Source organism: Streptomyces yatensis (assembly GCF_018069625.1).
GTDB classification, from domain to species: Bacteria; Actinomycetota; Actinomycetes; order Streptomycetales; family Streptomycetaceae; genus Streptomyces; species Streptomyces yatensis.
On the sequence record NZ_CP072941.1, the window covers coordinates 3,982,238 to 4,008,266 of the forward strand.

Genomic DNA, 26,029 nt, shown 5'->3' on the forward strand with positions numbered 1-26,029 from the left:
TATGGCGCTGTGCACACGACTCGGTGCACGGGAGCATGACAGGGGCGCATGCCTGATCGCACGAACTTCCGCGCCCCCGGGGCGGTTTCTCGGTGGTTATGCGCCATCTCGCCATCGGGCGGGGCCGGTTGGCCCCCGCGCCGTTCCGGCCGGACCGTGCCAGGGGCAATGCCGCCCCGGCCTACCGATCCGTACCCTCCCTCGCGATGATCCTGAGCCGTACGCTCGCCCTATGACCGGACAGCTCTCGTTCCCACGGCAGCACGCGCGGACCCAGCGCTTCACCCTCGGGGCACCGCGGGCCCTGACCGTGGCCCCCGACGACTCACGCGTCGTCTTCCTGCGTTCCCGCTCGGGCACCGACCGGACCGGCCTCCTGTGGGTGCACGACCTCGCCGGGCAGCGCGAGTACCCCGCCGCCGACCCGGCCGAGCTGCTCGGCGGCGCCGGCGAGGAGCTGTCCCCCGAGGAGCGGGCGCGGCGCGAGCGCAGCCGCGAGGGGTCGGCCGGGGTGGTCGGCTACGCGGTGGACGCCGCCGTCGAGCGGGCCGCGTTCGCCCTCTCCGGACGGCTCTTCACCACCGATCTGCCCGCGGGCACCACCCGTGAGCTGCGCGTCCCCGGCCCGGTCGTGGACCCGCGCCCCTCGCCCGACGGCCGCCACATCGCCTATGCGGCGGGCGGCGCGCTGCGGGTCACGGGCGCCGACGGCGAGGGCGACCGGGCGCTCGCGGAGCCGGAGGAGGACACCGTCACCTACGGCCTGGCGGAGTTCATCGCGGCCGAGGAGATGCACCGCGCACGCGGCTTCTGGTGGTCGCCGCGGAGCGACGCCCTGCTGGCCGCCCGGGCCGACGACGCCCCCGTACAGCGCTGGTGGACCGCCGACCCGGCCCACCCTGGCCGGAAGCCCGCGGAGGCCGCCTATCCGGCCGCGGGCACCGCCAACGCCGAGGTGCGGCTGGTTCTGCTCGGTCTGGACGGCTCCCGTACGGAGATCGTGTGGGACCGGGAGCGCTATCCGTACCTCGCGCGGGTGCACTGGTCGGCCTACGGTCCGCCCCTGCTTCTGGTCCAGGCCAGGGACCAGCGCAGCCAGCTCTATCTGGCCGTGGACACCGACACCGGACGGACCAGCACGGTCCATGTGGACGAGGACGCGGTTTGGCTGGATCTTTTCCCCGGGGTGCCGGCCTGGACGGAGGACGGACGACTGGTCCGCATCGCGGACGAGGGCGGCGCCCGGGTGCTGATGGTCGGTGACCGCAAGTTGACGTCCGGCGCCCTCCACGTGCGCGCGGTCCTCGACATCGGCACGGACGACGTGCTGTTCTCCGCCTCCCCCGGGGCCGGTGCCCCGCTGCCCGAGCGGCCTGGCGAGATCGACGTCTACCGCGCCTGGTTCCGCGGCAGCGGCGACCAGGGCGGCTGGGAGCCGGTCGGCAAGCGGCCCGTCCCGGCGGTCCACTCCGCCGTGCGCGGCGGTGAGGTGCTCGCGCTGGCGTACACCGAGCTGGAGCGGCCCGGGGTGAGCGTGGAGCTCCTCCGGCCCGCCGACCACGGCGCGGCCGAGCGCATCGCCCAGATCCCCTCGTACGCGGAGCGGCCCGTCATCACCGCCCGCCCCGAGCTCCTCTTCGCGGGCAAGCGGGACATCCCCTGTGCCGTGCTGCTGCCCAGCGGCCACCGGGAGGGCGACGGACCGCTGCCGGTCCTGATGGATCCTTACGGGGGACCGCACGGCCAGCGGGTGGTCGCCTCGCACAACGCCCACCTCACCTCGCAGTGGTTCGCCGACCAGGGCTTCGCGGTGATCGTCGCCGACGGCCGCGGCACCCCCGGCCGCTCCCCCGCCTGGGAGAAGGCGGTGCGCGACGAGCTGGCCGCGGTCACCCTGGAGGACCAGGTCGAGGCGGTGACGGCGCTCGCCGAGCGCTATCCGCTGGACCTCGGCCGGGTGGCCATCCGCGGCTGGTCCTACGGCGGCTATCTGGCCGCGCTGGCGGTGCTGCGGCGCCCCGATGTCTTCCACGCGGGCGTGGTGGGCGCCCCGGTGACGGACTGGCGGCTGTACGACACCCACTACACCGAGCGGTATCTGGGCCTGCCGGACGAACAGCCCGAGGTCTACGCCGCCAACGCGCTGATGACCGACGAGGGGCTGTCCGGCGCCGCGGAGACCGTCCGGCCGATGATGATCATCCACGGTCTGGCGGACGACAACGTGGTGGCCGCGCACACCCTGCGGCTCTCCTCGGCGCTGCTGGCCGAGGGCCGTCCGCACGAGGTGCTGCCGCTGTCCGGGGTGACCCATATGACCCCGCAGGAGCAGGTCGCGGAGAATCTGCTCCTGCTGCAGGTGGACTTCCTCAAGCGGTCCCTCGGGATGCGGTAGCGCTCCGCGGGGAGGGCCGCGAGCTGCCGTCCCTTGTCCGCGGCTGCGTCGTGGCTGGTCGCCCACGCGGCGGAGCCGCACATCGGCACAGCCGCGGCGAAGCCGCACATCGGCACAGCCCCGCGCCCCTGCGGGGCGCACCCGAACCGCACCGGACAGGGGCTAAGCGCTCCGCTGGAAGTGCCCTGGCCTGCCGTCGACCGTCCGCGGCGCCATCGTGGCCGGTCGCGCAGTTCCCCGCGCCCCTTCGGGGCGCACCCGAACCGCAGCCGACTTCCGCCGATCCGCTTGGGCCCCGGGGCCCGCCGAACCGCCGTCACCAGCCCGGCGGTGGTGCGGGGGGCGCGGGCGGTGCGGACGGTGGCGGGGGCGCGGCGGGCGGGGCTCCGGGCGGAGGGGGCACCAGCGGCGGGGTGCTGGGCGGCGGCGGGCCGTAACCCCCGCCGCCGTAACCACCCCCGCCGTAACCACCACCACCCCCGCCGTAGCCACCGCTCCCGTAGCCACCACTCCCGTAACCCCCGGCCCCGGAGCCACCGCCGTAGCCCCCGGCCCCGGAGCCGTCGTCGTAGCCCCCGGGCCCATAGCCGTCATAACCCCCGGACCCATAGCCGTCATAGCCGCCGTACGCCGGGGCGCCCGGCCCCGGCTCCCCGATGAACCCCGCGCCCTCCTCAAGGCCCCGCCGAGCCAGCGCCAGCAGCGCGATCAGCCCCGCGATCGCCTCGAAGAAGCCGGTGAGCACGCTCAGCACGCCCACCGTCGGCAGATCGCTGAGGTGGTCCACGTAGTCCAGCTTGATGTAGAGCGAGGCCTCGCTGATCCCCGTCGCCATGACCAGCGCCGCCGCCGTCATCCCCAGCGGCCGTGCCAGCGGCGCACGCCCGAGCGCGGCCGCCGCGGCGGCCAGGCACAGCGCGACCGCCGCCCACGCCGTCCAGGCACCGGGCGGCGAGAGCAGGGTGGGCAGCGTGTGCTTGCCGGTGAGCAGGTACTTGTAGATCTCCCAGCCCCGCTCCTGGGCCCAGTAGATCTGCCAGGCGGCGATGACGACCCCGGCGGCGCCCAGGAACAGCGCGCCGGTGACCGCCGCTCCGGGCGAGGGGCGGCCCGGCGGCCGGTCGGCGGGCGAGGCCAGATGTCCGGGCGGGGCGAGGTCGGCGGGGCGGCGGGCGGCGGCCACCACGGCCAGCAGCAGCCCCCCGAGCACCACCTGCGCCCAGGCGCTGAGGTTCCCCCGCGTCTTCAGATCGCCGGGGATGCCCTGCAGCCAGTCGGAGTTCAGGTTCCACAGGCTGGGCAGGCGCACCGCGACGGTCACCACCGCGACCGTGCCGAGCGCGCCCGCGGCGGCCGGTGAGCGCAGGGCGGTGATTCCGACGACCGCGTAGACCAGCAGCAGCACGAGGTCGAGCAGGGAGGAACCGAAGATCCCTCCGGTGGCCCGGAACGGCAGCCCCGCCCATGTCCACCACAGATGGTTCGCCTCGTCGGCCTTGTCCAGGTCGTGGATGATCCACGCCAGCGAGATCAGCCCGAGGACCGCGCAGACGAGCGCCCCGAAAAGGCGCCCTCCGCTGTTGAGTATCCGTCCCTGCCCCATAGCCGTAGGTTTCCCCCGCCTCGTACCCCGGGCAACCGTCGCGGGGCGAAGAAAAATACGGATCGTGGCCGTCCGGAGGCCGCCGGCCGGGGTGCGACCGGCCGGGGCCACATGGCGCGCCCCGGCCGGTCCACGGCACCCGCACGGCCGTACGCAGTTCAGCCTGACGCGTCCGTATATCGGTGTTGCGACGGGTGAGTTGCCGGTGTGTTAACGCGCTTCCTGCCCATAGAACATGCTTTGTCCCTCATGGCGGATCCCTGTCAAGCACGCCCGGACCTCGATCTGCCAAATCTTCGCTCAAGACTCGAATGAGCAGCACATCCGCCCTCCCCGGCCTCTTGACTGGGCCGTTCCCCGATTGCGAAAGTCCGCTCAACCCGGTACGCACGCACCACCTTGGCGAGCGGGCGGCGACATGACGCGCATAGATAGCGCGAGTTGACGGTGTGACACCAGTGCGGGGGGACGCTACGCGATGACGAGTCCATCCCAGTCCGGCGTGGTCGAGAAGACCGCACCGGGCGCGGAGGGCGAGGCGCCGGCCGGTCTGGCGCCCCGCCAGCTGATGTGGCGGCGCTTCAAACGTGACCGTACGGGTGTCATCTCCGCGGGTGTGGTGATCTTCTTCTTCGCCGTCGCCGTGCTGGCCCCGGTGATCTCCTGGCTGTACGGCAAGGATCCGTACACCACCTATGGCCTGGACCGGCCCGAGCTGCTGGACCCCCTCACCAGCTATCCGATGAAGCCCAACGGGGGCATCGACGGCGAGTTCTGGTTCGGCATCGAGCCCAAGCTGGGCCGCGATGTGCTGACCCAGCTGGTCTACGGCATCCGCACCTCGCTGCTGATCGGGCTGGCCGCGACCGTGCTGTCCACGGTCACCGGCATCGTGATCGGCGTGGTGGCGGGCTATCTGGGCGGCCGCACCGACTACTTCCTCGGCCGGCTCATCGATCTGCTGCTGTCCTTTCCGCAGCAGCTGTTCTTCGTCGCCTTCATGCCGGTGGTCACCGCGCTGTTCGTCAGCCCGCAGAAGGAGACGCCCACCTATTTCCGGGTGACGGCCCTGGTGATGGTGTTGTGGCTGCTGGGCTGGATGCAGCTGGCCCGGCTGCTGCGCGGCCAGGTGCTGTCCCTGCGGGAGCGGGAGTTCGTCGAGGCGGCCCGGGTGACCGGCGCCTCGCCGTGGCGGATCGTCCGCAAGGAGCTGCTGCCCAACCTCGTGACGCCGATCCTGGTGCAGTCCACGCTGATGCTGCCGAACTTCGTGACGACGGAGGCGGCACTGTCCTTCCTCGGCGTCGGCGTGGTGGAACCGACCCCCGACTGGGGCCGGATGTTCGCCAAGGGCGCGAACTTCTACGAGGGCGACATCACCTACATGTTCTTCCCCGGCATCGCCATGGTGGTCTTCGTGGTCGCCTTCAACCTGCTCGGGGACTCGGTCCGGGACGCGATGGACCCGAAGACCACGCGGTGACCGGGGGGCCGGAGGTCCCAAGGCAGAGAACGGCAAGTCTTCCGTCCGATGAGGCAGGTGCAGTGACCACGATGACGCCGAAGAAGAACAGTCGCAGAGCCCGTACCTACGCCGTCGCCCTGACCGCGGGCGCCCTGGCGCTCGCCGGGTGCAGCAGCGGAGGCGGCGGCTCTGACCCCAAGGGGTCGAACGAGCCCAAGATGGAGTCCCAGGACGTCACCCTCGGCACCGCCGCCGACTCCACCGGACCGGCCAAGGACCTGCCGGGCGCCAAGAAGGGCGGCACCGTCACGGTGCTGCAGCGGGACGCCTTCGAGCATCTGGACCCGGGGCAGATCTACGTCAGCGACGAGCTGATCGCGCAGACCCTCTACAACCGGACGCTGACGAACTACCAGTTCGACGACAAGACGGGCAAGGCCAAGCTGGTCGGCGACCTCGCCACCGACACCGGCAAGTCCTCCGACGGCGGCCGCACCTGGACGTACACCCTCAAGGACGGGCTGAAGTACGAGGACGGCTCGCCCATCACCTCCAAGGACGTCCGGCAGGCCGTCGAGCGGCTCTACGCGCCGTACCAGACGAACGGGCCGACCTATCTGCAGCAGTGGCTCTCCGGTGAGGGCCAGAAGTACCGCAAGGCGCTTCCGGACGGCCCCTACAAGGGCAAGCATCTGCCCTCGTCGGTGCTGGACACCCCGGACGACAAGACCATCGTCTTCCACTTCGACCAGCCGCGCGCCGAGGTGCCGTTCGCGGTGGCCATGCCCAATATCACCGCGGTGCCGCCGGGCAAGGACACCAAGGAGAAGTACGACAAGGCGCCGCTGGCCTCGGGCCCGTACAAGGTCCAAAACTTCAAGTCGGGCAAGGGCGTCGAGTTCGTCAAGAACGACCAGTGGGACCCCAAGACCGACTCGATACGCCATCAGTACGTCGACAAGTTCGACGTCTCCTTCGGCCACCAGTGGGTGGACTCCACCCGCCGGCTCCAGGCCAGCAAGGGCGCCGACCGGAACGGGATGACGCTCACCAACGCGGTCGACCCCTCGCAGATCTCCACGGTCCTCAAGGACAAGGAGGCGATGGCCCGGTCGCTGACCGAGACGCAGCCCTATGTGGACGTCGTCTCGATCAACACCGATCGGGTCAAGGACAAGAAGGTGCGCGAGGCGATCGCCTGGGCCTTCCCCAGCGGGCAGTACCTCCAGCAGTTCGGCGGCCCCAAGGGCGGTGAGGTCGGCGGCGGGCTGGTCGGCCCGACACTCAAGGGCTACGACCCCTCGTTCGACCCGTTCCAGAAGAAGAAGTACCCCGGCGGCAACGCCAAGAAGGCCAAGGAGCTGCTGAAGGAGGCGGGCAAGGAGAACTACGAGCTCGTCTACGCCTACGGCAACGGCGACACCCACCAGGACGCCTCGGTGGTCGTCCAGCAGGCCCTGGAGCGGGCCGGGTTCAAGGTGCAGAAGAAGGAGATCGACCAGTCGACCTATTACACGCAGATCGGAAAGGTCAAGAACAAGTTCGACCTGTACCGGTCCTCGTGGGGTGCCGACTGGCCGTCCGCCTCGACCGTGGTCCCGCCGGTGTACGGCGGCGAGAACGTCTACGACGACTCCTCTAACTACTCGCACCTCAACGTCCCGGCGATCAACAAGGAGATCGGCAAGGTCGCCAAGGTCAGCGACCTCGGCCGGGCCACCTCGGAGTGGATCAAGCTCAGCGAGAAGATCCTCACCGATGAGGTCCCCGCGGTCCCGACCTTCTACAACCGGCTGTTCACCCTCTGGGGCTCGGGCATCGGCGGAGTGAAGTTCAACTCGGTCTACGGGGCCGTGGACCCGACGGCCATCTTCATCAAGTAGCCGCGGCCGAACCCAGGCAGCGCAGACCCCGGCCGCACCCGTATCGGCGGGTGCGGCCGGGACCCTCTAGCGGAAGATCACCGACGTCATGTTGAGATTCCTCGCCCGCCGGTCCCTCGGCGCGATCGTGATCCTGATCCTGATCAGCGCGATCACGTTCTTCCTCTTCTTCGCCCTGCCCGCCGAACCGGCCCGGCTCGCCTGCGGCAAGAACTGCGACCCCGTCTCGCTCGCCATGATCAACAAGAACCTCGGCCTGGACCAGCCGGTGCCGGTCCAGTACGCGAAGTTCATGGTGGGGATCGTCGCCGGGCGGGACTTCGCCGTGGGGCACTGCAGCGCCCCCTGCTTCGGCTACTCCTTCGTCAGCCAGGAGCCCGTCTGGGGCACCATCGCCGACCGCTTCCCCACCACCCTCTCGCTCGCCCTCGGCGGTGCCGCCGTGTTCCTGGTCTGCGGGATCGGCATCGGCATGATCGCGGCCTGGCGGCGCGGCACCTGGATCGACAAGTTCTTCAGCTCGCTGTCGCTGCTCGGCGCCTCGATGCAGATCTACTTCGTCGGGGTGCTCGCCCTGGCCTGGTTCGTCAGCGGTCTGGGGATCATGGACCAGCCGGCCTACTACCCCTTCACCGACAATCCGGCGAAGTGGTTCAGCGGGATGCTGCTGCCCTGGGTGGTGCTGTCACTGATCTTCCTGGCCAACTACAGCCGGATGACCCGCTCCCAGATGGTCGAGCAGCTGCAGGAGGACCATGTCCGCACGGCGAGAGCCAAGGGGCTCTCCAGCCGTACGGTCTTCTTCCGCTACGCCTGGCGCGGCGCCATCGCCCCCATCGTCACCATCTTCGGCATCGACCTCGGATCGCTCTTCGGCGGGGCCATGGTCACCGAGTACACCTTCACCCTGCACGGCATCGGGCGGCTGGCGGTGGAATCCGTCCAGCTCACCGATCTGCCCATGCTGATGGGTGTGATGCTGGTCAGCTCCGCGGCCATCGTGGTGTTCAACATCCTGGTCGACGCCGCCTACGCCTTCATCGACCCGCGCGTGCGCCTCGCCTGACAGACCCGGAGCTGCCGAGATGACCACACTCACCAAGCCCGACGACGGCGCGACGCCCCCACCGGCCGGCCCCGGCGACGGCGCCTTCCTGTCCGTACGCGATCTGTACGTCCGGTTCTCGACCGAGGACGGCGTCGTCAAGGCCGTCGACGGCCTCTCCTTCGACCTCGAACGCGGCCGGACGCTCGGCATCGTCGGCGAGTCCGGCTCCGGCAAGTCCGTCACCAACCTCACCGTCCTGGGCCTGCACGACCCGCGCACCACCACCGTCAGCGGCGAGATCCTGCTCAACGGGCAGGAGCTGACCGGGGCGCCCGAGCGCACCCTGGAGCGGCTGCGCGGCAACACCATGGCGATGATCTTCCAGGATCCGCTGACCGCCCTGTCGCCGTACTACACGGTGGGCCGCCAGATCGCCGAGCCGTACCGCAAGCACACCGGCGCCTCCAAGAGCGAGGCCCGTGCCCGGGCGATCGAGATGCTGGAGAAGGTCGGCATCCCCAACCCCCGGCTGCGGGTGGACGACTATCCGCACCAGTTCTCCGGCGGGATGCGGCAGCGCGCGATGATCGCGATGTCGCTGGTCTGCGACCCCGATCTGCTGATCGCCGACGAGCCGACCACCGCCCTCGACGTCACCGTCCAGGCCCAGATCCTGGATCTGCTGAAGGACCTCCAGCAGGAGTTCGGCTCCGCGATCATCCTCATCACCCATGACCTGGGCGTAGTCGCCAACACCGCCGACGATCTGCTGGTGATGTACGCGGGCCGGGCCGTGGAGCGCGGTACGGTCCGCGAGGTGCTGCGCGCGCCCCAGCACCCGTACACCTGGGGGCTGCTGGGCTCCATGCCGCGGCTGACCTCCGCCGTGGACGAGCCGCTGAACCCCATCCCCGGCTCCCCGCCGAGCCTGCTCAGCCCCCCGCCGGGCTGTCCCTTCCATCCGCGGTGCCACTACACCGACCAGGTGGAGGGCGACCGCTGCGCCACCGAGCGGCCCGTGCTGCCGGACGGCCGCGGCGCCGCCTGCCACCTGAGCGCCGAGCGGAAACAGACCCTCTTCACCGAGCAGATCAAGCCCCGGCTGGGCTAGGGCCTAGGAGCGCTGACGCATGAGCATCGAGTCGGGCACACCCGAACCCCTCCTGGTCACCGAGAAGCTGACCAAACACTTCCCGATCATGGGCGGCTTTCCGTTCAAGCGGAAGGTCGGGGCCGTGCAGGCGGTGGACGGGATCGATCTGACCGTGCACGCCGGGGAGAGCTTCGGGCTGGTCGGCGAGTCCGGCTGCGGCAAGTCCACCACGGGCCGGCTGCTGACCCGGCTGCTGGAGCCCACCGCCGGGAAGATCACCTACCGGGGCCGGGACATCACCCACGCGGGCCGCAAGGAGCTGGCCCCGATCCGCTCCGAGATTCAGATGATCTTCCAGGATCCGTACTCCTCGCTGAACCCCCGGCAGACCGTCGGCACCATCATCTCCGGCCCCATGGAGATCAACGGCATCAATCCGCCGGGCGGCCGCGAGGCCCGGGTGCGCGAACTGCTGGAGATCGTGGGCCTCAACCCCGAGCACTACAACCGCTTCCCGCACGAGTTCTCCGGCGGCCAGCGCCAGCGCATCGGCGTGGCCCGCGCGCTCGCCCTGGAACCCAAGCTGATCGTCGCCGACGAGCCGGTCTCGGCGCTGGACGTCTCCATCCAGGCGCAGGTCGTCAATCTGCTCCAGAAGCTCCAGCGGGAGCTGGGCATCGCCTTCCTGTTCATCGCCCATGACCTCGCCGTCGTACGCCACTTCTCGCAGCGGGTCGCCGTGATGTACCTGGGCAAGGTGGTCGAGGTGGGCGACCGCGACTCGATCTACCGCCGCCCCCGCCACCCGTACACCCACGCCCTGCTGTCCGCGGTGCCGGACGCGGCGGCGGTGATGGCCGAGAACGTCAAGGACACAGCGGACGCCCCGGACGCCCCGGACGCCCCGGCCACCGAGGAGACCGCCCGCCGCGAACGCATCCGGCTCGCCGGGGACGTCCCCTCCCCCATCAACCCGCCCTCCGGCTGCCGCTTCCGCACCCGCTGCTGGAAGGCCCGGGACAAGTGCGCGCGGGAGGAGCCGCCGCTTCTGCGCCTGGAGGGCAACCGCGAGGGCCATCTGTCCGCCTGTCACTTCCCCGAGGACCCGACCCTCGAGGCCCGCGAGGAGGACGTCGTCCTCGACCCGGCGCTGATCGCGGCGGAGTCGGGGACGGGAGCGCCACCGCGCAAGGAGCCGTGAGGAGCCGTGAGGAGCCGTGAGGAGCCGTAAGGAACTGGCCTCTCGGTCTCAGAAGCGCGAAAAGGCATGCGCACGGCCGATGGCGGTGAACCCGCGGCGGCCGTACCAGCGCAGCGGCCAGTCGTCCTGGTCGGCGACGAGGAACCGCAGCCCGCACCCCGCGGCGGCCGCGCGGCGCAGCGCCGCGGTCAGGACGGCGTCGGCGTAGCCGCGGCGCAGATACGGCTCGGCGGTCGCCACCTCCTCGATCTGGGCGATCCCGGTGGCGGGCTCCAGATACAGATCGGCCCAGGAGGCGACCTCGCCGCTGTCGTCGTGGGCGGCGAGGAAGAGCACCTCCTCGGCCCCGGCCCGCCGCGCGGTACGCCGCTCCACGAGGTCGTGCACGGTCCGCTCGTCCGCGTCCGGCATCCACCGCCGCTGCTGCGCCGTCACCGCCCGCCGCAGCGGCCCGTGCGGATCCGGCCCCAGCTCCCGCTCCACCACATCCGCCGCCGTGGCCTCCGGCACCGGCCCGGTGTGGACCATCAGCACCTCGGTCATATGGCCGTACCCGGCCCCTTCGAGCGCGGGCACACAGAGAAGTCCCAGCGCCTCGTCATGGACCGTGATCCGGCGGTGCGGAAGGAAGGCCATGACCTCGTCGGCGAGCGCGGGCAGCCCCTCGGGGTCGGCGGGCCCGACGATATGCAGCTGATTGTGCTCATGGGAGCGCGCGTAACCCCCGTGCAGCACCAGGAATCCCCCCGGCACCTCCCGCACCTCACCGGCCTGACGACGGGCAAAGGAGATCCGGAAGTCCTGGGCGCGCCGCACATCATAGGGTTCTGGCATGGCTGTTCCTCATCCTCCGGTCTATCAGGAGTACTACACCCGCACACCCTTCCAGCTCTTCTCCGGCGTCGGCTGGAAGCGGCTGGTGGCCTTCCGGGCCGATGAGTCGGGCGTCACCCTGGGCGGCCCGGTGACGCGATACCGCCGGTTCACCGGCGTCGTGCCGTGGCGGGACATCGAAGCCGTCGTCGTATGGGCCACGAAAAAGGACATGGAGCGGCCGATACGGCGGATAGGTCTGAAGTTGCGGCCTGGTGTGCCGGACGTTCCCGGCCCCGACGCGAAGATCAGCCCGCAGGCCGCCGCGAGTGCGGCGCCGCATATCGAGTACCCGGTCGTCAGGAACAACCGCGTCATCGTCTTCTGGAAGGTGGACCACGCCCGGCTCTCCGCCGCGGTGCGGGCGTTCGCCCCGCACGTTCAGCTGCGGGTCCACCCGGTGCACCGGGTGCGCCCGGGGCAGGGCGGCGGGCCGGGGTACGGCGGCAGTCCGGGGTACGGGTCCGGCGGGAGCATCTTCGACATCATGCCCTGACCCCCGCGCGCTCCTCCGCGAAGTGGCAGGCCGAGGCGTGGGCGGCGGGGCCTGCCAGGGCGCTCGGCACCGCCAGCAGCGGGGTCTCCGTCGCGCAGCGGTCCGCTGCCTTCCAGCAGCGGGTGCGGAAGCGGCAGCCGGAGGGCGGGTTGGCCGGGGAGGGGACGTCGCCGGGGAGCAGGATGCGGGTCCGGCGGGTGCGGGCCACGGGGTCGGGGACCGGGACGGCGGAGAGCAGGGCCTGGGTGTACGGGTGGGTGGGGTGGTCGTAGATCTCGGGGCCGGTTCCCATTTCGGCGAAGCGGCCCAGGTACATCACGGCGACCCGGTCGGCGATGTGCCGGACCACCGACAGGTCGTGGGCGATGAAGACGTACGCCAGGCCGAACTCGTCCTGCAGCCGCTCCATCAGATTGACCACCTGCGCCTGCACCGATACGTCCAGCGCCGAGACCGGCTCGTCCGCGACGATGACCTCCGGCCGTAGCGCCAGGCCCCGGGCGATGCCGATGCGCTGGCGCTGGCCGCCGGAGAACTGGTGGGGGTAGCGGTTGAGGTGTTCCGGGCTGAGCCCCACCACCTCCAGCAGCTCCTGGACCGCCCGCCGCCGATCGCCCTTGGGGGCCGCCTCGGGGTGGATCTCGAAGGGCTCCCCGATGATGTCGCCCACCGTCATCCGCGGGTTGAGCGAGGTGTACGGGTCCTGGAAGACCATCTGGATGTTGCGGCGGACGGCCCGCAGCGCGCGGCCCGAGAGCCGGGTGATGTCCTCGCCCCGGTAGAGGATCGTCCCGGCGGTCGGCCGCTCCAGGCTGACCAGCAGCTTGGCCACGGTGGACTTGCCGCAGCCGGACTCGCCGACGATGCCGAGCGTCTCCCCGCGCCGCAGGGCGAAGGAGACCGTGTCGACCGCCCGGACGGCGCCGATCCGCCGCTTGACCACCACGCCCTGGGTCAGGGGATAGAGCTTGGCCAGATCGCGGACCTCCAGGACCGGCCCATCGGGCTCAGCCATGCAGTTCCTCCTTCCAGAAGTGGCAGGCGCTGGTCCGCCCGCCGGGTGCGGGGGACGCCCCGGACCCGGGGGACGCGGAGGACGCAATGGATACGGCAGACGCACCGTGCGCCCCGGACCCGGGAGACGCGTCCGCCACCACCTCGTACAGCGGCGGCCGTTCGGTGCGGCAGACCTCCTGGGCGCGCGGGCAGCGCGGGTGGAAGGGGCAGCCGGAGGGCATGGCGAGGGGGCTGGGCGGCGCGCCCTTGATCGCGTAGAGCCGCTGGCCCCGATGGTCCACGCGCGGCACGGAGTCCAGCAGGCCGCGGGTGTACGGATGGGCGGGGCGGCGGTAGAGGTCGCGCACCGGCGCGGTCTCCACGATCCGGCCCGCGTACATCACCGCGATGGTGTCGGCCACGTCCGCGACCACGCCCAGGTCATGGGTGATGAGGACGAGCCCCATGGCGTACTCCCGGCGCAACTCCGCGAGCAGGTCCATCACCTGGGCCTGGACGGTGACGTCCAGGGCCGTGGTCGGCTCGTCGGCGATGATCAGCTCCGGCTCCAGGGCCATCGCCATGGCGATCATGATGCGCTGGCGCATCCCCCCGGAGAACTGGTGCGGATAGTCCCCGGCCCGCTGCCCCGCCGCCGGGATGCGGACCCGGTCCATCAGCTCGACCGCCCGCCGCCGCGCGTCCTTGCGGGACATCCCCCGGTGCACCTCGTACATCTCGGCGAGCTGGGCGCCCACGGGGAGCACCGGGTTGAGGGCGGAGAGCGCGTCCTGGAAGATCATCGCCATCGCGGCGCCCCGGATCCGGCGGCGCTCCTGTGCGCCCATCGTCAGCAGATCCCGTCCCCGGAACAGCACTTGGCCGCCGGTGACGCGGCCGGGCGGGGAGTCGAGGATGCCCATGACGGCCTGGGCGGTCACGGACTTGCCGGACCCCGACTCGCCCAGCACGGCGAGGGTGCGGCCCGCGTCCAGGCCGTAGCTCACCCCGCCGACGGCCTCGGCGACCCCGTCCCGGGTGCGGAATTCGACGCGGAGGTCCCGGACCTCCAGCAGGCGGGTCATGGCCGGACCTACCGCAGTCTGGGGTCGAGGGCGTCGCGCACCGCGTCGCCGAGCATGATGAACGCCAGCACCGTGACCGACAGCGCCCCGGCGGGCCACAGCAGCATGTGCGGGGCGTTGCGGATCTGGGTGGCGGCGGAGGAGATGTCGATCCCCCAGGAGACGGTGGGCGGTTTGAGCCCCACGCCGAGGAACGACAGCGTGGCCTCCAGCGAGATGTAGGTGCCCAGCGCGATGGTCGCGACGACGATCACGGGGGCCACGGCGTTGGGCGCGATATGGCGCAGCAGCGTCCGGCCGCTGCCGGCGCCCAGCGCCCGCGCCGCCTGGACGTAGTCGTGCTCCTTGACGGTGACCACCGAGCCGCGCGCGATCCGGGAGATCTGCGGCCAGCCCAGCAGCACGATGAAGCCGACGACCGGCCACACCGAGCCGCTGGTGACCACCGACAGGAAGACCAGGCCGCCCAGCAGGATCGGGATGCCGAAGAAGACATCGGCGATCCGCGAGAGCAGCGCGTCCCACCAGCCGCCGAAGTACCCGGCGAGCCCGCCCAGCGCGCTGCCCAGCAGCGCCGCGCCGAGGGTGGCGCAGATGCCGACGGTGATGGAGGCGCGGGCGCCGTAGACCGTGCGGGTGTAGACGTCGCGGCCCTGGAGGTCGTAGCCGAAGGGGTGGCCGGGGGCCGGGCCGTCCTGCGCCCTGGCGAGGTCGCCGTGGTACGGGTTGCCGCTCGCGATCAGCTGCGGCCAGATCGCGATGAGGACGAGGAAGAGGATGGTCAGCGCGGAGACGATGAAGACGGGGTTGCGGCGCAGATCGTGCCAGGCGTCCGACCACAGCCCCCGGCCGGTGGGCGCGGCCGGTCCGCCGGGGCGGCGGCCGGGCTCCTTGCGCCACGGGAGGGGGAGGCGCCAGGGGCCGCGCCGTGGTCCGCCCTTCAGGCTCTGGGGGCCGGAGGTGGTGAGGTCCACGGGACCGCCGCCGCTGCCGGCCGGTGCGATCGCCTCGGTCATGTCGTAGCGCGGGTCAAGGGGCTCAGGCATACCGGATCCTCGGGTCGAGCACGGCGTAGAGGAGGTCGACGAGCAGATTGGCGAGCAGGAAGACGATCACCAGGACGGTCACGAAGCCGACGACGGTCGGCGAGTTCTGGCGCAGGATGCCCTGGTAGAGCTGGTAGCCCACGCCGTGGATGTTGAAGATCCGCTCGGTGACGATGGCCCCGCCCATCAGCGCGCCGATGTCCGTGCCGATGAATGTCACCACCGGGATCAGCGAGTTGCGCAGCAGATGGCGGGTGACGATGCGGTGGCGCGGCAGCCCCTTGGCGACGGCGGTGCGGACGTAGTCGGCGCGGGCGTTCTCCACGATGGAGGTGCGGGTGAGGCGGGTGGTGTACGCGAGTGACACCAGCCCCAGCACCACCCCGGGCAGCAGCAGTTCGGCCAGCGGCGCCTCCGGGGAGACCGAGGGCCTGGCCCACCCCCAGGTCACGCCGAACAGATACTGCAGCACCGTGCCGCTGACGAAGGTCGGGACGGCGACCACGACCAGGGTGAGCAGCAGCACCGAGGTGTCGAGACCCCGGCCGCGGCGCAGCCCGCTGAGGACGCCCAGGGTGATGCCCAGCGCCATCTCGAAGACGACCGCGACCACGGTGAGCCGGAGGGTGACGGGAAACGCGCTCGCCATCAGCTCGGTCACCGGCTGCCCGTTGAAGGCCGTGCCGAACTGCCCGCTGAAGACCTGTCCCATGTAGTGCGCGTACTGACGCCACAGCGGCTCGTCCAGATAGAGGTCCTGGCGGATCCGGGCGGCGGTGGCGGGGTCGGGGGCCTTGTCGCCGAAGAGCGCGGCGACCGGATCGCCGAGCGCGTACACCATGAAGAAGATCAGGAAGGTGGAGCCGATGAACACCGGGATCATCTGCAGCAGTCGGCGCAGTGCGTAGCGGCCCATGGCTCAGCCGACCCTGATCTGTGCGTAGACCGGGACGCTGAACTGGTTGAGCGCCACCTCGCTGAGCCGCCGCGAATAGCCCGCGCTGCCGTTCTGGTACCACAGCGGAATGGCGGGCATCTGCTCGGCGAGGACCTTCTCCGCGTCCCGGAAGCCGGCGATGGCCCGGCCGTCCGCGGACGCGGCGTTGGCCTGGTTCACCATCCGGTCGAAGCCGGTGTCGCTGAAGTGGCCGTCGTTGGAGGAGGCGCCGGTGTAGTACAGGGGCTGCAGAAAGTTCTGGATCAGCGGATAGTCCATCTGCCAGCCGGCCCGGAACGGCCCGGTCATCTCCTTGCCCGCCATCTTGTTGCGGTAGTCGGCGAAGGTGCCGATCGGTTTGCCGACACAGGCCCGGTCGCTTCTCAGCACGGTGTTGACGCTGTTGCAGACCGCGTCCACCCAGTCCTTGTGGGAGCCGCTGTCGGCGTTGTACGTGATCGTCATCCGGCCGCCGGGCAGCCCGCCACCTGCCTTGATCAGCTTGCGCGCCCGGGCCGGGTCGTAGCGGCAGGCGTCCCCGCACAGCCCCGGCTGATAGCCGCCCTGGCGGCGCAGGACCGGCGAGGTCCAGTCGGTGGCCGGGGTGCGGGTGCCGTGGAAGATCCGTTCGGTGATCTGCGCGCGGTTGATCGCCATCGAGATGCCCCGGCGGACCTTGGCCTTGGCCGGGCCGCTCCAGGCGCGGTCGTACATCGGGAAGGTGAGGGTCTGGATGATCCCGGCGGGCTGGTTGATGTAGCGGTCGCCGAGATCGGAGCGGACGAACTTCAGCTGCTGCGCCGGGACATCGTCGACCAGATCGAGATTGCCCGCCTGGAGATCGGTGTAGGCGGTGTTGTTGTCGGTGTAGACACGCAGATCGACGCCCTTGTTACGGGCCTTGTCCGGACCGCGGTAGCCGTCCCAGGCGCGCAGCTTCATCACCGAGCCCTTGATGTACGACCGCACCTGGTACGGGCCGTTGCCGACGGGCTTCCTCAGCCAGGCGGCATGGTCCTCGAAGAACGCCCGGGGCAGCGGCGCATAGGCGTTGTAGCCCAGCGTCTTGGGCCAGGTGGAGAACTTCTGGGTGAGCCGGACGGTGAAGGTCCGCTCGTTCTTGACCCGCAGCCCGGAGAGGGTCTTGGCGGTGGGGGCGCCGCCGGAGGCGGGATGGACCTTGTCGTAGCCCTCGATGTACTCGAAGAAGTAGGCGTTGCGCTGCTCGTGGTCGATCCGGGCGCCGTAGTTCCAGGCGTTCACGAAGGACGCGGCGGTGACCTTCTCCCCGTTGGCGAACCGCCGGTCCTTCTTGAGGGTGATGGTGTAGTTCCGCTGGTCGGAGCTTTCGATCCGGTCCGCGAGCGCGTTCTTGGCCTCGCCGGTCCTGGGGTCGTAGCGCTTGAGCCCACGGAAGATCATGTCGAGGACCTTGCCGCCCTGGACGTCGTTGATATTGGCCGGCTCCAGCGGATTGGGCGGATCGCCCCAGGACGAACGGACGACACCGTCCTCGGCACCGCCGTCCCCGCCGCCGCAGGCCGTCAGGGGCAGGGCGACGGCGGACACGCAGAGCGCGGACAGCGCGCGCCGGGCACGCAGGGAATACGGGGCTCCGCGCATGGCGCCTCCCGAGGATCCGGTCCAAGATCCGCCTTAGGCCCCATCTGACATCCACCGGGGCGACGGCGCACGTCGATGACCGCTGTCCGGGGTGGCGGGCCCCGGACGCCGCACGCCCCGGACGCCGCACGCCCCGGACGCCGCAGGCCCCGGACGCCGCAGGCCCCGGACGCCGCAGGCCGCCGAGAGTCGCGGACGCTCCCCGTCCGCGATCGCCTCTACCGTGCGGGCCATGGAGATCCATCCCTTCCGCATCGCCGTCCCCCAGTCCGACCTCGACGATCTGCGCCGGCGCCTGGAAAACACCCGCTGGCCGGAACCGCTCCCGGGCCCCGGCTGGTCCGACGGGGCCTCACTCGACCATGTCCGCGCGCTGGCCGGGTACTGGGCCACCGGGTTCGACTGGCGGGCGCAGGAGGCGCGGCTGAATGCGTTCCCCCAGTTCACGACGGAGGTCGACGGGCAGCGGGTGCACTTCCTCCATGTCCGCTCGCCCGAGCCGGATGCCCTGCCGCTGCTGATCACCCATGGCTGGCCCGGTTCGGTCGCGGAGTTCACCGAGGTCATCGGCCCGCTGACCGATCCACGCGGGCACGGGGGCGACCCGGCCGACGCCTTCCACGTCGTCATCCCGTCCCTCCCCGGCTTCGCCTTCTCCGCCCCGCCCCGCGAACCCGGCTGGGGCATCCGCCGCATCGCCACCGCGTGGACGGAGCTGATGCGGCGCCTGGGGTACGAGCGCTACGGCACACAGGGCGGCGACTTCGGCTCGCTGATCTCCCCCGAGGTGGCCCGGGTGGCGCCGTCCCGGGTCGTCGGCGTCCACGTCAACGCGTTGGTGACCGTAGGTCCGGCCGACCCGGCCGGGCCGGAGGAGCTGACCCCGGCGGAGCGCTCCCGCCTCGCCGGGCGGGAGCGCTGGCACCGCGAGCTGTCCGGCTACGCCGCCGTCCAGGGCACCCGTCCGCAGACCCTGTCCTACGGCCTCGCCGACTCGCCCTCCGGCCAACTGGCCTGGAACCTCGACTGGTTCGCCGCCCACGGCGACAAACCGGACGCCCTCGACCGCGACGCGGTCCTGACGAACGTCTCCCTCTACTGGTTCACCAACACCGCGGGCCCCTCCGCCCGCCTCTACAAGGAGGCCGCCTCGGTCTGGGGCACACCCCCCGAACGCTCCGGCGTCCCCACCGGCGTCGCGGTCTTCCAGGGCGACACCGCGATCCGCCGCCTCGCCGAGCCGCACCACACGATCACCCACTGGTCGGAGTTCGAGGCGGGCGGCCACTTCGCGGCGATGGAGGTCCCGGAACTGCTGGTGGGTGACGTACGGACGTTCTTCCGCGCCCTGCGCTGACCGGGGCCCTTACCGGTGGCCCCCTGCTCGGGAGGGGTCCCGAGCATTCCGGCGGATGATGGCCGCCCTGTCGTCGAGGTGAGAAACCAAGGAAGTCCGCCATGACCCCTGTGCAAGCCGACTGGCTGTCCATCGTGTTCGCTCCCATCGGCGTCATCGCGCTGGTGACCTCCTTCTTCGCGCGGCGTTCTGCGACCCGGAGGGGCGAGTCCATGCCTGCCTGGGGCACGGCCGTGCAGGGTGTGGGCATGGTCCTCGTGATGTGCGTGGCCCTCGTCAACATGGCGTGGGGTACGTGAGGGAAGCCGACCCCGCCCCCTGCGGGCACCCACGGACGGCGGTTCATGCGAACGAGCCGCTGGGCAGGTAGGGAGGACGGCCGACCAGCACCCGCGAGGAGAGCCCGATGACCAACTCGCCCTTCCCGGCGGACCACCGGATCGTCCTGATCGGCGACCCACGCGTCAGGGCGGTCCCGGTACGCGACTGCGGCGAACCGCTGGTCGACTGCCGGGGCCGACTGCGCGTGGACACCCGCCGGGCCGACCCCGCGGGACACTTCGCGCACCTCCGGTCCGGAGTCGTCGAACGCCTGGAGCGCGCCGAGAAGCTGCTGCCGAACGGCTGGCGCTGGCTGCTGGTCGAGGGCTACCGGCCCCGGGCCCTCCAGCAGGAGATCTTCGACGGCTACGCGGCCACGCTGCGCCGACTCGACCCGGACGCCGACGAGGAGCGGATCCACACGGCCACCAGCCGCTGGTGCGCCCCGGCGGAGACGGCCGGACACGTCGCCGGGGCGGCGATCGACCTGACCGTATGCACCCGCGACGGCGCCGAGATCGACATGGGCAGCCCGGAGGCCGCGACCCCCGAGGAGAGCGCCGGGGCCTGCTACACCCACGCCCCCGACGTGCCCGAACGGGCCCGTGGGAACCGGGCGTTGATGATCGAGGCGCTGTTCTCGGTCGGCATGGTCAACTACCCCACCGAGTGGTGGCACTGGTCCTACGGCGACCGCTACTGGGCCTGGTCCACGGCCGCGCCTGCGGCCGTCTACGGCCCCGTACCGGAGCCCTGAGCCCCCGGCGGACCGCCGACCCGGCCCGGGTCCGCCCGGGGGGGGGCGACTGGTCTTCAGACCTGCTGCACGGCCACCAGCTTGCCTCGGCTGCCGAACCGGTCGAGCAGATGCCGGATGTCGTCGGGGTCGGAGGTGGCGATCGCCGCCCCCTGCCGCACGGCGAGCACCGCGACCGCTCCGTCCACCGCATCCGACGTTCCCGCCAGAGCCAGCAATTCCCCGATCTCCCGCGCCGCCGTCTCGTCCATGACCGCCACATCGCACCCCTTGAGCAATTGCGCCAGGCGCGCCTGCCGCGCTCCGTCCCGCCACACCTGGGCGACCACAGCCGCGGGCACCTGAGGCACGCCGCCCGCCGTGAGATAGGCCCGGTGCGCTCTCCAGACCTTGGTCTGAGAACGCTCGGCAGCGATCAACATCCCCGCGTCGTAGACAACAGGACGCAATGCGGACATCGGTTATCCCCCCGGCGCTGACGACATCAAGCCGCGTGATCGTCAGCGCCGGAGCTGTCACCCGCCGTCGGCCTCGTGACCGTGTCCATGAATTCATCCACCCAGGCCTGCTCGTCCGGAGTGGGTGGACCGATCTCCGCCAGCACCTCTTCCGCCGCGGTCAGCCCTGCCTCGATCTTGGCCGCGCGCTCGGCCGCGCGCGAGAGCCAGGCCGAGACGCTCATTCCCTCACGGTCCGCCGCCTCCTTGGCGGCGCTCAGGGTCTCGCTCGGGATCGTGATCGTGACACGCTCGAGGCTCATACTGGCGATCATACGGGCGGCCCGTCCGTTCTGGGCGCGGGCTGAGGGCGGTTCATCCGAACGAGGGGACGGGCAGCCTGCTCGGCTCCTCGGCTCGGTCGGGCGCGGCTTTCGTCTCGCGCCTTCGGCGCATTTGAACATGGGGCGGGGGGTGACGGGCGGCGCGCCGTCGCCGGGCGCCGGCCGCCGAGGAGTGGACGCCGGTGGCGGCGTCCGTGCTCGGGGGGCCGGGGCCGTTGCCGGACTGCCGGGCCGCTTCCGAATTGGCGGTTGGCGGGGGGGGTGGGGTACCCCTCTGGAAAACGATTGACAAATTAGTTGCGCCAGATCAAGCACTTTCGGAACAGGTGCCGGAAGGGGCGCGGCTCACCCTTCGAGCCGGTCGAACTCCCCCGCCTTCGCGGCCCGCAGGGACGCACGGAGCGCGGCGGGGTGCGCGGATATGACGACCTCCGGGTCGTCGCTTTCGCGGAGGTGAGGAGTGCCGGTGGGGTCGGCGGCGAGTTCGGCTCACACTCGTCGAGTCGTGCTCCGACACCTGGGGCGTGCACGACTACACCGACAAGGACACGGGCGTCACCGGCAAGGCCGTATGGTTCACGCTGACCCCGCCGCCACACGTGATGGGGCAAACTGGATGAACGCGGCCTGAAGCGATCACCCTACGTGGACGACCTACGGCATACCGGAGGAGACAGCGCCGTGAGCACACAGCCCACCGCGCACGTACAGCATTGGCCTGAGTCGGACACGGCCTGAACGACGGCGAGGGCCGCCCGGGACGTGATCCACGTCCCGGGCGGCCCTCGTCGTTCACACTGCGGCCCGCGAAAGGGGCGTCAGGCGTGGACCACGTCCTTTTCCTCCGCGAAGTGGCATGCCGACTCGTGTGCCGCGGGCGAGTCCGATCCGGCGAAGCGCTCCGGGATGGCCAGGAGCGGGATCTCCTTGGCGCACTTGTCCTCGGCCTTCCAGCAGCGGGTGCGGAAGCGGCAGCCGGAGGGCGGGTTGGCCGGGGACGGGACGTCGCCGGTGAGGATGATGCGTTCGCGGCCCTCGCGCGCCTGAGGGTCCGGGACCGGGACGGCCGACAGCAGCGCCTGGGTGTAGGGGTGCGTCGGGTGGTCGTAGATCTCGGTGTCGGAGCCGATCTCGGCCATCTTGCCCAGGTACATCACGCCGACCCGGTCGGAGATGTGCCGGACGATGGACAGATCGTGGGCGATGAAGATGTAGGACAGGTTGAACTCGTCCTGCAGACCCTCCATCAGGTTGATGACCTGTGCCTGGACGGAGACGTCGAGCGCGGAGACCGGCTCGTCGCAGATGATGATCTCCGGGTTGAGGGCGAGCCCGCGCGCGATGCCGATGCGCTGGCGCTGACCGCCGGAGAACTGGTGCGGATAGCGGTTGATGTACTCGGGGTTGAGGCCCACGACGTCCAGGAGTTCCTGGACCTTGCGGCGCCGGTCGCCCTTGGGAGCCACCTCGGGGTGGATCTCGAAGGGCTCCCCGATGATGTCGCCCACCGTCATCCGCGGGTTGAGCGAGGTGTACGGGTCCTGGAACACCATCTGGATGTTGCGGCGGACGGCCCGCAGCGCGCGGCCCGACAGCCGGGTGATGTCCTGGCCCTTGTAGAAGACCTCGCCCGCGGTGGCGGTCTCCAGGGTCATCAGCAGCTTGGCGACCGTGGACTTGCCACAGCCGGACTCGCCCACGATGCCGAGGGTCTCGCCCTGGTAGAGGTCGAAGGAGATTCCGTCGACCGCCTTGACCGCGCCGATCTGCCGCTTGAAGAGGATGCCCTGGGTCAGCGGGAAGTGCTTGACCAGATTGCGCACCTGCAGGATCGGCTCGCCGCGGTCGACCTTGGCCTCGAGGGCCGCGACCGCCTCGTCCTCGGTGGCGGCGTCGACCGTCTCCACCTCCGTGACGTTGGGGGTGGCGTCCACGGCCGGTTCCATGGCCGGTTCCATGGCGGCCTCGTTCTTCTCGGTGTCAGCCATGGAGGGTCTCCTTCCAGAAGTGGCACGCGCTGCCGCGGCCCGGCAGCTCCGTGCCGTCCTGCTCGGTGACCGGCACCAGCGCGGGGACGTCCGTACGGCAGATGTCCTCCGCCTTGGGGCAGCGCGGGTTGAAGGCACAGCCCGAGGGGATCTTGAGCAGGTTGGGCGGCAGCCCCCTGATCGCGTAGAGCTCCTGCCCCTTGCGGTCCAGGCGCGGGATGGAGTCCAGCAGGCCCCGGGTGTAGGGGTGGGCCGGGCGCTTGTAGAGCTCGTGCACGGGGGCGGTCTCGACGATCCGGCCCGCGTACATCACGGCGATCTTGTCGGCGACGTCCGCGACCACGCCCAGGTCATGGGTGATCAGGATCAGACCCATGTTGTACTCGCGCTGGAGCTCCGCGAGCAGGTCCATCACCTGGGCCTGGACGGTGACGTCGAGGGCCGTGGTGGGCTCGTCGGCGATGATCAGGTCCGGCTCCAGCGCGAGCGCCATGGCGATCATGATGCGCTGGCGCATACCGCCGGAGAACTGGTGCGGATAGTCGCTCACCCGCTCCTTGGCCGCCGGGATGCGGACCCGGTCCATCAGCTCGATGGCCTTGGCCTTGGCGTCCTTCTTGGACAGCCCCTGGTGGACCCGGAACATCTCGCCGAGCTGATAGCCGACGGAGAGCACCGGGTTCAGCGAGGAGAGCGCGTCCTGGAAGATCATGGCGATCCTCCGGCCGCGGATCTTCCGGCGCTCCTCCCCCGACATGGTGAGCATGTCCTCGCCGCGGAAGAGGATCTGGCCCTGCGGGATCTTTCCGGGCGGCATGTCGAGGATGCCCATGATCGCCTGGGCGGTCACCGACTTGCCGGAGCCGGACTCGCCGAGGACGGCGAGCGTCTCACCGGCGTCGACGCTGTAGTTCACGCCGTTGACGGCCTTGGCGACACCGTCCCGGGTGTGGAACTCCACATGCAGATCGCGGACTTCCAGCAGGGGGGTGCCGTCGTCGCCGGCACCCTCGCGGACGGCGTCGTCCGCGGTCTTCTCGATGGTGGTCACGTACGCCCTCCTCAGCGCAGCTTGGGGTCGAGGGCGTCGCGCACCGCGTCGCCGAGCGTGATGAATGCGAAGACCGTGAGGCTCAGCATTCCGGCCGGGAACAGCATCACATGCGGGTTGTCCCGGATGGCGTCCTTGGCCGACGAGATGTCGATGCCCCACGAGATCGTCGGGTCGGCGAGGCCGAGACCCAGGTACGACAGCGTGGCCTCGGCGGAGATATAGGCACCGAGCGAGATCGTCGCGACCACGATGGTGGGCGCGAGCGCGTTGGGCAGTACGTGCCGGAACAGGATCCGGTTGGTGCCCGCGCCGAGGGCGCGCGCCGCGGTGACGTAGTCCGCCTGCTTGGCCGTGATCACCGAACTGCGCATCACCCGGGCGATGGTGGTCCAGCCCAGGAAGGCCAGCGCCGCGATCACCACGTACACCTTGCGCTCGGTGAACGCGTTCAGCACGACCATCGAGCCGAGCAGGAACGGCAGACCGAAGAAGATGTCGACGATGCGGGAGACGATCGAGTCGATCCAGCCGCCGAAGTACCCGGCCAGCATGCCCAGCAGGCCACCGAAGATGGTGACCACGACCGTCACCCCGACGCCGACCATGATGGAGGCGCGGGTGCCGTAGATGACGCGGGCGTAGATGGAGCGGCCCTGCCCGTCGTAGCCGAACCAGTCGGCCTGGAAGAAGTGCGTCAGCTCCGGCTTGGTCAGGAAGTGGTTGGTCAGGTCGCCGTCCTTGGGGTCGGCGCCGCTGAACAGACCGGGGAACATCGCGATGCTGAGCAGCAGGACCAGCAGCACCGCCGAGACCCAGAACAGCGGCCGGTGGCGCAGCTCGAACCAGGCGTCGCCCCACAGCGAGCGCGGCTTGCCCTGGGAGGCGCCGCCGGGGGCCAGGACGGCGTCCGCAGCAGCCTGCAAGGGTCCGGCGTCGACCCCCGTGTCGGTCTTGGCCTCGGTCTTGGTCACGTCAGGCATACCGGATCCTCGGGTCCAGGACCGCGTACAGCAGGTCGACGACTAGGTTGATCAGCAGGATGACGAGGACGAAGACGGTCACGACCCCGACGATCGTGGAGCCCTCCCGCCGTCCGAGCGCGTTGAACAGCAGATTGCCGACACCCTGGACGTTGAAGATGCCCTCGGTGACCACCGCGCCGCCGACCAGCGCGCCGACATCGGTGCCGAGGAAGGTGATCACGGGGATCAGCGAGTTGCGCAGCAGGTGGACGCCGATGATGCGGCGGCGCGGCAGGCCCTTGGCGAGCGCGGTGCGCATGTAGTCGGCGCGCAGGTTCTCGGCGAACGTGGTCCGGGTCAGCCGGGCCACATACGCCATGGAGAGCATCGCGAGGACGAAGCCGGGCAGCAGTAGCTGCTGTACGTCCATCGAGTCCTGCACGTTCGGTGGCAGCCAGCCGAGCTCGTCGGCGAAGATGAACCGGGCCAGATAGCCGAGCACGAAGACCGGCATCGAGATGACGATCAGCGTGAAGATCAGGACGCCGGTGTCCACGGCGCGGCCGGCCTTGAGACCGGCCCAGGCACCGAGCCCGATGCCGACGATGATCTCGATGGTGAGGGCCACCGCCGCGAGGCGGAGGGTCACCGGGAAGGCCATCCCCATCTCCTCGGAGACCGGGCGACCGCCGAAGGTCTTGCCGAAGTCTCCCTGGAAGAGGTTGACCATGTAGTCGATGTACTGCCTCCACAGAGGCTGGTCCAGCCCGAACTCATGGCGGAGGGACGCGACCTGCGCGGGGTCCGCGGCCTTGTCTCCCCACATCGCCCGGATAGGGTCACCGGGCAGTACGTGGACCATGAGGAAAATAATCAGAGTAGTCCCGATGAACACCGGGATCATCTGGAGCAGTCGCCTGGCGACATAGCGCCCCATCATGCCTCCATGCCGTTGGGGGGCGGCGGAGGCCACGTCTCGTCTGCGCCACGCGGGTGGGGGGATGAGCTGCGGGCCTCACGCCTGCGGGCCGGTGCCGCCGCTCCCCGGTGGGAGGAGTGGCGGCA

Annotated in this window: 23 protein-coding genes; 10 read left to right on the forward strand and 13 right to left on the reverse strand. The window is 70.7% G+C overall.

What is annotated here, in order from left to right; all coding sequences use genetic code 11:
• The first annotated feature begins 232 nt into the window (after positions 1-232).
• Positions 233-2,395: an alpha/beta fold hydrolase gene (locus tag J8403_RS16190; protein WP_211123800.1), complete on the forward strand. Its 2,163-nt coding sequence runs from the start codon at positions 233-235 to the stop codon at positions 2,393-2,395.
• Between the two features lie 316 nt (positions 2,396-2,711).
• On the opposite strand, the gene J8403_RS16195 is transcribed toward J8403_RS16190, so the two are convergent.
• Positions 2,712-3,998: a hypothetical protein gene (locus tag J8403_RS16195; RefSeq protein WP_211123801.1), complete on the reverse strand. Its 1,287-nt coding sequence runs from the start codon at positions 3,996-3,998 to the stop codon at positions 2,712-2,714.
• A gap of 478 nt (positions 3,999-4,476) precedes the next feature.
• On the opposite strand from J8403_RS16195, the gene J8403_RS16200 reads away from it, so the two are divergent.
• The 5 genes from J8403_RS16200 (at position 4,477) to J8403_RS16220 (ending at position 10,688) form a co-directional block, all read left to right on the forward strand.
• Complete coding sequence (locus J8403_RS16200; RefSeq protein ID WP_211123802.1) at positions 4,477-5,481, forward strand: ABC transporter permease; 1,005 nt, start codon at positions 4,477-4,479, stop codon at positions 5,479-5,481.
• A gap of 71 nt (positions 5,482-5,552) precedes the next feature.
• Entirely contained in the window at positions 5,553-7,346 is a 1,794-nt protein-coding gene (locus J8403_RS16205; protein ID WP_211128277.1) for an ABC transporter substrate-binding protein, read from the forward strand.
• Between the two features lie 88 nt (positions 7,347-7,434).
• Positions 7,435-8,412: an ABC transporter permease gene (locus J8403_RS16210; protein ID WP_093464438.1), complete on the forward strand. Its 978-nt coding sequence runs from the start codon at positions 7,435-7,437 to the stop codon at positions 8,410-8,412.
• Between the two features lie 19 nt (positions 8,413-8,431).
• Complete coding sequence (locus J8403_RS16215) at positions 8,432-9,505, forward strand: ABC transporter ATP-binding protein (RefSeq protein ID WP_211123803.1); 1,074 nt, start codon at positions 8,432-8,434, stop codon at positions 9,503-9,505.
• Positions 9,506-9,524: 19 nt separating this feature from the next.
• Positions 9,525-10,688, forward strand: coding sequence for an ABC transporter ATP-binding protein (locus J8403_RS16220; protein WP_211123804.1), 1,164 nt, complete (start codon positions 9,525-9,527; stop codon positions 10,686-10,688).
• Between the two features lie 48 nt (positions 10,689-10,736).
• Here the strand turns inward: J8403_RS16220 and J8403_RS16225 are convergent, their stop codons facing one another.
• Complete coding sequence (locus J8403_RS16225) at positions 10,737-11,522, reverse strand: GNAT family N-acetyltransferase (protein WP_246585859.1); 786 nt, start codon at positions 11,520-11,522, stop codon at positions 10,737-10,739.
• Between J8403_RS16225 and J8403_RS16230 the strand changes: the two genes are divergently transcribed.
• Positions 11,521-12,057: a hypothetical protein gene (locus J8403_RS16230; RefSeq protein ID WP_211123805.1), complete on the forward strand. Its 537-nt coding sequence runs from the start codon at positions 11,521-11,523 to the stop codon at positions 12,055-12,057. The genes J8403_RS16225 and J8403_RS16230 overlap by 2 nt on opposite strands.
• Here the strand turns inward: J8403_RS16230 and J8403_RS16235 are convergent.
• The 5 genes from J8403_RS16235 to J8403_RS16255 are packed head-to-tail and all read right to left on the reverse strand — an operon-like array spanning position 12,047 to position 17,744.
• Positions 12,047-13,072, reverse strand: a complete 1,026-nt coding sequence (locus J8403_RS16235) for an ABC transporter ATP-binding protein (RefSeq protein WP_211123806.1) — start codon at positions 13,070-13,072, stop codon at positions 12,047-12,049. The two genes, J8403_RS16230 and J8403_RS16235, sit on opposite strands and share 11 nt — an antisense overlap.
• Positions 13,065-14,138: an ABC transporter ATP-binding protein gene (locus J8403_RS16240; protein WP_211123807.1), complete on the reverse strand. Its 1,074-nt coding sequence runs from the start codon at positions 14,136-14,138 to the stop codon at positions 13,065-13,067. Before J8403_RS16240 ends, J8403_RS16235 begins: the two co-directional genes overlap by 8 nt.
• 8 nt (positions 14,139-14,146) lie before the next feature.
• A complete protein-coding gene (locus J8403_RS16245) occupies positions 14,147-15,184 on the reverse strand; it encodes an ABC transporter permease (RefSeq protein WP_211123808.1) in 1,038 nt (345 codons plus the stop codon).
• Entirely contained in the window at positions 15,177-16,100 is a 924-nt protein-coding gene (locus J8403_RS16250) for an ABC transporter permease (RefSeq protein WP_211123809.1), read from the reverse strand. Before J8403_RS16250 ends, J8403_RS16245 begins: the two co-directional genes overlap by 8 nt.
• A gap of 3 nt (positions 16,101-16,103) precedes the next feature.
• Positions 16,104-17,744: a peptide ABC transporter substrate-binding protein gene (locus J8403_RS16255; RefSeq protein ID WP_211123810.1), complete on the reverse strand. Its 1,641-nt coding sequence runs from the start codon at positions 17,742-17,744 to the stop codon at positions 16,104-16,106.
• Between the two features lie 232 nt (positions 17,745-17,976).
• Between J8403_RS16255 and J8403_RS16260 the strand changes: the two genes are divergently transcribed.
• From J8403_RS16260 to J8403_RS16270, 3 genes are all read left to right on the forward strand, one after another.
• Positions 17,977-19,101: an epoxide hydrolase family protein gene (locus tag J8403_RS16260; RefSeq protein WP_211123811.1), complete on the forward strand. Its 1,125-nt coding sequence runs from the start codon at positions 17,977-17,979 to the stop codon at positions 19,099-19,101.
• 101 nt (positions 19,102-19,202) lie between these two features.
• Positions 19,203-19,400, forward strand: coding sequence for a hypothetical protein (locus tag J8403_RS16265; RefSeq protein WP_093464431.1), 198 nt, complete (start codon positions 19,203-19,205; stop codon positions 19,398-19,400).
• A 107-nt stretch (positions 19,401-19,507) separates the two neighbouring features.
• Entirely contained in the window at positions 19,508-20,179 is a 672-nt protein-coding gene (locus J8403_RS16270) for a M15 family metallopeptidase (RefSeq protein WP_211123812.1), read from the forward strand.
• Between the two features lie 56 nt (positions 20,180-20,235).
• Here the strand turns inward: J8403_RS16270 and J8403_RS16275 are convergent, their stop codons facing one another.
• The 6 genes from J8403_RS16275 to J8403_RS16300 form a co-directional block, all read right to left on the reverse strand.
• Positions 20,236-20,637 (reverse strand): twitching motility protein PilT, encoded by a 402-nt coding sequence (locus J8403_RS16275; protein WP_211123813.1) that lies wholly within the window; start codon positions 20,635-20,637, stop codon positions 20,236-20,238.
• Positions 20,638-20,663: 26 nt separating this feature from the next.
• Entirely contained in the window at positions 20,664-20,939 is a 276-nt protein-coding gene (locus J8403_RS16280; protein WP_211123814.1) for a hypothetical protein, read from the reverse strand.
• 839 nt (positions 20,940-21,778) lie between these two features.
• Positions 21,779-22,948, reverse strand: coding sequence for an ABC transporter ATP-binding protein (locus J8403_RS16285; RefSeq protein WP_246585860.1), 1,170 nt, complete (start codon positions 22,946-22,948; stop codon positions 21,779-21,781).
• Positions 22,941-23,999: an ABC transporter ATP-binding protein gene (locus J8403_RS16290; protein WP_211123815.1), complete on the reverse strand. Its 1,059-nt coding sequence runs from the start codon at positions 23,997-23,999 to the stop codon at positions 22,941-22,943. The genes J8403_RS16285 and J8403_RS16290 overlap by 8 nt, the downstream gene beginning before the upstream one ends.
• Positions 24,000-24,010: 11 nt before the next feature.
• Positions 24,011-24,982 carry an ABC transporter permease gene (locus tag J8403_RS16295; RefSeq protein WP_211123816.1) on the reverse strand — a complete coding sequence of 324 codons (972 nt, stop codon included), beginning with the start codon at positions 24,980-24,982 and terminating at the stop codon, positions 24,011-24,013.
• A complete protein-coding gene (locus tag J8403_RS16300; RefSeq protein ID WP_211123817.1) occupies positions 24,975-25,901 on the reverse strand; it encodes an ABC transporter permease in 927 nt (308 codons plus the stop codon). The genes J8403_RS16295 and J8403_RS16300 overlap by 8 nt, the downstream gene beginning before the upstream one ends.
• Positions 25,902-26,029 lie beyond the last annotated feature (128 nt).

Bases quoted from the DNA above. Each gene is read 5' to 3' on its own strand.
- J8403_RS16190 (WP_211123800.1), top strand. From the start codon at position 233: ATGACCGGACAGCTCTCGTTCCCACGGCAGCACGCGCGGACCCAGCGC.
- J8403_RS16195 (WP_211123801.1), bottom strand. From the start codon at position 3,998: ATGGGGCAGGGACGGATACTCAACAGCGGAGGGCGCCTTTTCGGGGCG.
- J8403_RS16200 (WP_211123802.1), top strand. From the start codon at position 4,477: ATGACGAGTCCATCCCAGTCCGGCGTGGTCGAGAAGACCGCACCGGGC.
- J8403_RS16205 (WP_211128277.1), top strand. From the start codon at position 5,553: ATGACGCCGAAGAAGAACAGTCGCAGAGCCCGTACCTACGCCGTCGCC.
- J8403_RS16210 (WP_093464438.1), top strand. From the start codon at position 7,435: ATGTTGAGATTCCTCGCCCGCCGGTCCCTCGGCGCGATCGTGATCCTG.
- J8403_RS16215 (WP_211123803.1), top strand. From the start codon at position 8,432: ATGACCACACTCACCAAGCCCGACGACGGCGCGACGCCCCCACCGGCC.
- J8403_RS16220 (WP_211123804.1), top strand. From the start codon at position 9,525: ATGAGCATCGAGTCGGGCACACCCGAACCCCTCCTGGTCACCGAGAAG.
- J8403_RS16230 (WP_211123805.1), top strand. From the start codon at position 11,521: ATGGCTGTTCCTCATCCTCCGGTCTATCAGGAGTACTACACCCGCACA.
- J8403_RS16225 (WP_246585859.1), bottom strand. From the start codon at position 11,522: ATGCCAGAACCCTATGATGTGCGGCGCGCCCAGGACTTCCGGATCTCC.
- J8403_RS16235 (WP_211123806.1), bottom strand. From the start codon at position 13,072: ATGGCTGAGCCCGATGGGCCGGTCCTGGAGGTCCGCGATCTGGCCAAG.
- J8403_RS16240 (WP_211123807.1), bottom strand. From the start codon at position 14,138: ATGACCCGCCTGCTGGAGGTCCGGGACCTCCGCGTCGAATTCCGCACC.
- J8403_RS16245 (WP_211123808.1), bottom strand. From the start codon at position 15,184: ATGCCTGAGCCCCTTGACCCGCGCTACGACATGACCGAGGCGATCGCA.
- J8403_RS16250 (WP_211123809.1), bottom strand. From the start codon at position 16,100: ATGGGCCGCTACGCACTGCGCCGACTGCTGCAGATGATCCCGGTGTTC.
- J8403_RS16255 (WP_211123810.1), bottom strand. From the start codon at position 17,744: ATGCGCGGAGCCCCGTATTCCCTGCGTGCCCGGCGCGCGCTGTCCGCG.
- J8403_RS16260 (WP_211123811.1), top strand. From the start codon at position 17,977: ATGGAGATCCATCCCTTCCGCATCGCCGTCCCCCAGTCCGACCTCGAC.
- J8403_RS16265 (WP_093464431.1), top strand. From the start codon at position 19,203: ATGACCCCTGTGCAAGCCGACTGGCTGTCCATCGTGTTCGCTCCCATC.
- J8403_RS16270 (WP_211123812.1), top strand. From the start codon at position 19,508: ATGACCAACTCGCCCTTCCCGGCGGACCACCGGATCGTCCTGATCGGC.
- J8403_RS16275 (WP_211123813.1), bottom strand. From the start codon at position 20,637: ATGTCCGCATTGCGTCCTGTTGTCTACGACGCGGGGATGTTGATCGCT.
- J8403_RS16280 (WP_211123814.1), bottom strand. From the start codon at position 20,939: ATGAGCCTCGAGCGTGTCACGATCACGATCCCGAGCGAGACCCTGAGC.
- J8403_RS16285 (WP_246585860.1), bottom strand. From the start codon at position 22,948: ATGGCTGACACCGAGAAGAACGAGGCCGCCATGGAACCGGCCATGGAA.
- J8403_RS16295 (WP_211123816.1), bottom strand. From the start codon at position 24,982: ATGCCTGACGTGACCAAGACCGAGGCCAAGACCGACACGGGGGTCGAC.
- J8403_RS16300 (WP_211123817.1), bottom strand. From the start codon at position 25,901: ATGGGGCGCTATGTCGCCAGGCGACTGCTCCAGATGATCCCGGTGTTC.